The following is a 4,855-nucleotide window of genomic DNA, read 5'->3' as shown; positions in this document are numbered from 1 at the left end:
CCACCAGAGCCGTGTCCGCCAGCGGCTCCATCATTTCCTCAAAGCGTTCAAAGCTCATCAAGGCCTTGGGGCGGCGGTTGCCGTCCCGGCCCGTAATACAGAGCGGGCACTTAAAATTACAGATATTTCCGGGATCCACAAAGATGTGGTACGGACGCCCCTTCATCGTTTGCCTGTGCAAAGCCTTCTCCGCTTTAACAAGCAGAAAATTAAGAGCCCGTTTGAGGGTAAAGTGCCTGAAGAAATAGGAGGGTCGAAGCTTGGCGCGGAGAAATGCGAACCGGTATCGAAAGCGGTCTCTGAGAGGACCGAAAAGCCGTGCAGCTTCGGTCTCGGTTGTTCGATCCATGGAACCTCCGGCTTCGCGCAAAGCAACGCTGCACTTAGGCAACCTTGTGGACTACAGTCGGCGGTAGATCACTGCGGGGATGACATGTTGAACCTCATTGAGAACAGCCCCGAGTATTCGCACATAGGCGCGGTCCAGTTGCTCTTGTGCCCTTAGGACAGCCTCGCGCCTTGTTTTCTGCGAACGGATCACCAGCACAGCACCATCCACGAAGCTCCCCAAAACTTTAGCATCAGCATAGGGGATGAGCGGAGAAGAATCAAAGAGAATGTAATCGTAACGCGACTTCACTTCGTCCATAAAACGGAGCATGCTGTCCGACTCCAGCAAGCCCGTAGGATCGGAAACACTATTCCCGGAATAGATCACATGCGGCTCGCCCGGCTTCGGCACCGTCCCGTTCAGGTGTTCTTCGCCGCGCAAAATACTCGCCAAGGTGGGAGGCACAGACTCAGAGGCTTCGGCACTTGCCTCCTCAGGGCCCCTCGATTTTGCGGGTTTGGATACCTCCAGCAGCCTGGCCAAATCTGGATTGCGGAAATTGCCCTCCACCAGGAGAACGCGCTTGCCCTCGATCTGAGCCAGGAGCTTGGCCAGACATGCGGCCACATCCGTCTTGCCTTCGCCAAAATCAGCACTGGTAATAATCAGGGTCTTGGCCCCTTCGGTCTCGCAGGCTTGGCGCAGATTCGAACGCAGCTGGCGATAGGCCTCCAGCACCGCCGGCGGCAGTTTGTCCAAAGAGAGGCCTTTCCGGCGCTTTCGGAAAAACGGAATTGTCCCGATGACCTTGAGGTCCAGATAGCGCTCCACATCCGCAGGCGTCTTGAGCGAGTGGTCCCAGTAAGCCAGCAGGAAGGCAGAGCCGATCCCCAGGGCCAGCCCCACCAGGCAGCCCATCAGGAGGTGCAGACCCCGGTTAGGCCTTATCGGACGGCCCGGCACGGTGGCCGGGTCCACGACATCAATACTGATAAGTCCCATGGCCCGGGCCTCTTGGGCCATTTCGGCCTCAACCATCTTCTCCCGGAGAATCAAATAGAGGCTCTCGTTAGCCCGCACCTTGTGGACCAATTCATCGTACGACTTGGAATCCTTGCCCAGGCCCGCAATCTTGCTGTTGTATTCCTCAAGCAACCGCTTCAAGGATTTGATCTTTTCCTGGAGGGCCAGTTTCTCGAGATTCAGATTCATCTCCTTGGAGATCATCTGCTGGTACACCGGATTGCGCGTATCCGTATTCAGCGAGCTCTTGGACTCCTTTTCAACACTGGCCTTCAACGCGTTGATGCTCGCCTCAATCTCGCGGACCTGCGGGCTCTCTTCCGTATACTGAACCAAAGTCTTTTGGTATTCCTGCTCCAAATTCACCATCTCGGACTTCAGGCTTTCCACGGTTGAATTGCGGGCCCAGTCCTTATAGCCGGGGATGTGGTCCTCAGGCTTGGCCAGGATATCGTCGATCCGGCTGATCTGCATATTCAACTGATTCAAACGGGAGACGGATTCGTCCAGTTGCCTTTGGTAATCCTCACGCGAAGCAATGGCCTGTTTGATCTGGGTCTCCACCTCCACGATCCCCTCGTCCGCCTTCAGGGCGCCCAGGGAATCGTAATAATCCTGGAGTTCACTCCCCAACTGGCTCACGCGCCCCCTCAAGAAATCTTGAGTGGCCGCGATATCGTCACGGCGCATATCGGCCGAATAACGGAGAAACACTGCAGAAATGGTGTTGGCGATCTTGGCAGCCAAGGACGGGTCCGTATTCTCCACGCTCAGGCGCACGATCATGGTATTGGGAACACGTTTCGCTTTTACACGGGCCTCTAAATATCCAACGGCAGCCTCGCTGCTGGGGAGTCCCAAAAGCTTATCCAAGTTGAGCTTTTCCACAGTCTGCGAAAGAACAACCCGGCTGACCATAATTTCGGCTTGATTGTCGATGGCATCCATGGGCGGCATGGAAGGATCCAAGTCCGCGGGAATTCCCGGCTGGTCATACTTTTTGAATACGGAAGGGCGGCCCCGCTGTTCCACCAGCACAAGCGTATAAGCTTCGTAAACGGGATCCACCAAATAGCTCAAACCCCAGGAGCTCAACGCGACAGCAAAAAAGAGCAGAAGGATGACGCCTTTGTAGCCGAACAGAATCCGGAGGATATCCCTCAGGCTCGTCTTGTCGTTGCCGTTCCCGTTAATCGTTCCCGCCATCTGGGCCATGTCCACTCCTTATTGCACGTTCACGTTGGCGTTATAGGTACTGGACCCGCCGATCCGGATATATCTGAAATCAGCCCGTGGTGTCACACTCGGGGATACATGCAGCTGCGCGAGAAAATCCATCACATCCGCAATAAAGCTCTTCGGCACGTACACAATATCCCCGGGCTGCAGAAGGATATCGTTCTCCACGGCCCCGTGCCGGATGGCATCCCAAAGGCGAAGCCGCGCCACTTGCGGCCGCTGCGAGTGCAGGCGCCGCACGATAATCGTGCTGTTGAGCACTGCGGAACCTGTCCAGCCCTGGGCCTTGCCGATGGCCATAAGTGCGCTGATCGGCTCTTCTTCCATGGTCATCAGGCCCGGGCTGATGACCTCGCCCATAATCAAAATTTGCTCTGTGCGCATGGTTTTGAGCATGACAGTGATCTGCGGGTCCCGAACGGTCTTTGAAATCCGTTCAGACAGGTCCTGGCCCAGCTGCTCCAGGCTCCGCCCGTCCGCCAAAATCTCGCCTGCAAGCGGATAGGAGATTTTCCCGTCCCGGCGCACCTTCACTGCCCGGGAAAGATCCGCATGCTGGTAGATAAAGACATCCACTTCATCACCGGGGCCCAAAAGGTAGGTTTCATCCAACGCGTCAAAGGAGGGAACAGAAGGGTCGACGAGCTCTTTGACCGCCTCGGCACCCACCGGAGGCGCAAGGAGCCCGGCAACTAGAATAGCCAGCACAAAAATTCTCAGTTTACGAATGGTCATGCGTTCTGCCCCCATTGTCGGGATAAGACCTCGCCATTCTCCGGATACACCCTCTTGTTCTTGAATGCGAGGATGCGCTTCACATCATCCTCACTAAAGGCCCGCGCATTATTTCGATCCCTGGCTACTTCGGGAATTTTCCGCTTGCGGAACCACTCGTAAAGGGTGGTCTTAGAGACATCCACGATCTCCGCGACTTCTTTTGTCGTGTACCACTTTGCCATCGGCATCCCTCCTCCGGGAAAACCGGAGGGTCTCTAATCTCTTGATATACCCCGATATACCAAATCTAGAAGAGACTATATCATATGGGCTTCCGATAGTCAACTCTTTTAAAAGTACTATATTATGCAGCACTTTGCTCTTTCAGCTTACTGACCTGAATCTGAACGGCAAGGCATATGCATTATTATTAAGCACATTTTGTGCCAGTAACAGAACCGGACCCGGCCAAAATACTAATTTTAAGCTATTTTATTACAATAGGTTACAATACTTTTGGGCTTTAGAGGACCCAAATGCCTATTTCAGCCACAAATTTCGCCACAAATGTTCAAAAATAGGACCGCACGGCCCAGGCAATAGTATAATAAAAGCTCCCACAAAATCCTTATAGCACTCAGAGGTTTTATAGGCAATGAGTTCCCGGCGCGCCCTCCGCCTCCTGGGCATCCTGCTGGTAGGCGCAGGGCTACTTCTAAATGAATGGCTCCTGGCTCTGATTTTCAGCGCAGACGGACAGATTGCTCCGGAGCGGCGCGCACTGATCTGGGCACTCGATCTAAGCTGCATTGCCCTGGGACTGGTCTTGATCCAACCCCGCTATTTTTTGCCGCGGCTGCTGCTTCTTCTCATCAGCCTGGGCGGGTGTTTCCTGGTTGCGGAAATCTTTTTGCGCATGGTGGCAGCCCCCTCTCCCTTTCACCCCGGCCTGGCCTTGCACCCTTATCAAAACCGCCGGATCCAAACCCAAATCCCCGGAGTGCGGTCACCGGTTCAGTTCAGCACCAACAAGTGGGGAATGCGCGGAGATCCCATCCCCGCGGACTGGAGTACCCGCCCCACGATTCTCGCTGTGGGCGGAAGCACGACCCTGTGTCTTTACCTTTCGGATGAAAGTGCCTGGCCGGCGCAGCTGCAGCAACTTCTGAAGCCCGGTCACCCGGACATTCTCGTGCAGAACGCCGGCCTCGACGGCCATTCCACCCAAGGCCACCTCTTGATGATGCGCGAGCTCGTGCCCAAGGTCCGCCCCAAGCTGCTCGTCTTTTTGGTGGGCGTCAATGATTTGAGCCACTCGCTCATCGAAAAGCGCCTGCTCTTCGGCAACCCCTATGAAAAAGTGAATTGGCGGCACCGTCTCTTTGTGAGCAGCCGGGTCCTGCAGCTCTTCAATGCCTGGCAACAGGTTTGGGTGAACCGGGCACCGGTCGTGGATGTGCGCCGGGGGCACCACCGTTTCAAACCCCAACCCGCTGTGGACCTCAGCCCCCTGCCGGATTCCCTGGAAGAAGAGCTCCCCTCTTT

At 55.4% G+C, this 4,855-nt stretch carries 5 protein-coding genes; 1 reads left to right on the top strand and 4 read right to left on the bottom strand.

Going from position 1 to position 4,855, the window contains the following annotated elements; all coding sequences use genetic code 11:
* The 4 genes from JW937_07750 to JW937_07735 all read right to left on the bottom strand — a co-directional run.
* A partial coding sequence (locus JW937_07750; GenBank protein ID MBN1587308.1) for a hypothetical protein occupies positions 1-349 on the bottom strand: 349 nt, incomplete at its 3' end.
* 51 nt (positions 350-400) lie between these two features.
* Positions 401-2,569 carry a polysaccharide biosynthesis tyrosine autokinase gene (locus JW937_07745; GenBank protein ID MBN1587307.1) on the bottom strand — a complete coding sequence of 723 codons (2,169 nt, stop codon included), beginning with the start codon at positions 2,567-2,569 and terminating at the stop codon, positions 401-403.
* 9 nt (positions 2,570-2,578) lie between these two features.
* Entirely contained in the window at positions 2,579-3,328 is a 750-nt protein-coding gene (locus JW937_07740) for a polysaccharide biosynthesis/export family protein (GenBank protein ID MBN1587306.1), read from the bottom strand.
* The gene (locus JW937_07735; protein MBN1587305.1) at positions 3,325-3,552 is read right to left on the bottom strand and encodes a helix-turn-helix domain-containing protein; all 228 of its coding nucleotides are present in this window, start codon (positions 3,550-3,552) and stop codon (positions 3,325-3,327) included. The genes JW937_07740 and JW937_07735 overlap by 4 nt, the downstream gene beginning before the upstream one ends.
* 413 nt (positions 3,553-3,965) lie before the next feature.
* Here JW937_07735 and JW937_07730 point away from each other — a divergent pair.
* A partial coding sequence (locus tag JW937_07730) for a hypothetical protein (GenBank protein ID MBN1587304.1) occupies positions 3,966-4,855 on the top strand: 890 nt, incomplete at its 3' end.

It is taken from the genome of Candidatus Omnitrophota bacterium (genome assembly GCA_016929445.1).
Classification (GTDB): Bacteria; Omnitrophota; Gorgyraeia; order JAFGIU01; family JAFGIU01; genus JAFGIU01.
Note: the sequence above shows the minus strand (reverse complement) of the source record. Positions and strands in the feature narration are given on the sequence as shown.

Coding starts and splice junctions, on each gene's coding strand:
- JW937_07745 (MBN1587307.1), bottom strand. CDS start 2,569: ATGGCCCAGATGGCGGGAACGATTAACGGGAACGGCAACGACAAGACG.
- JW937_07740 (MBN1587306.1), bottom strand. CDS start 3,328: ATGACCATTCGTAAACTGAGAATTTTTGTGCTGGCTATTCTAGTTGCC.
- JW937_07735 (MBN1587305.1), bottom strand. CDS start 3,552: ATGGCAAAGTGGTACACGACAAAAGAAGTCGCGGAGATCGTGGATGTC.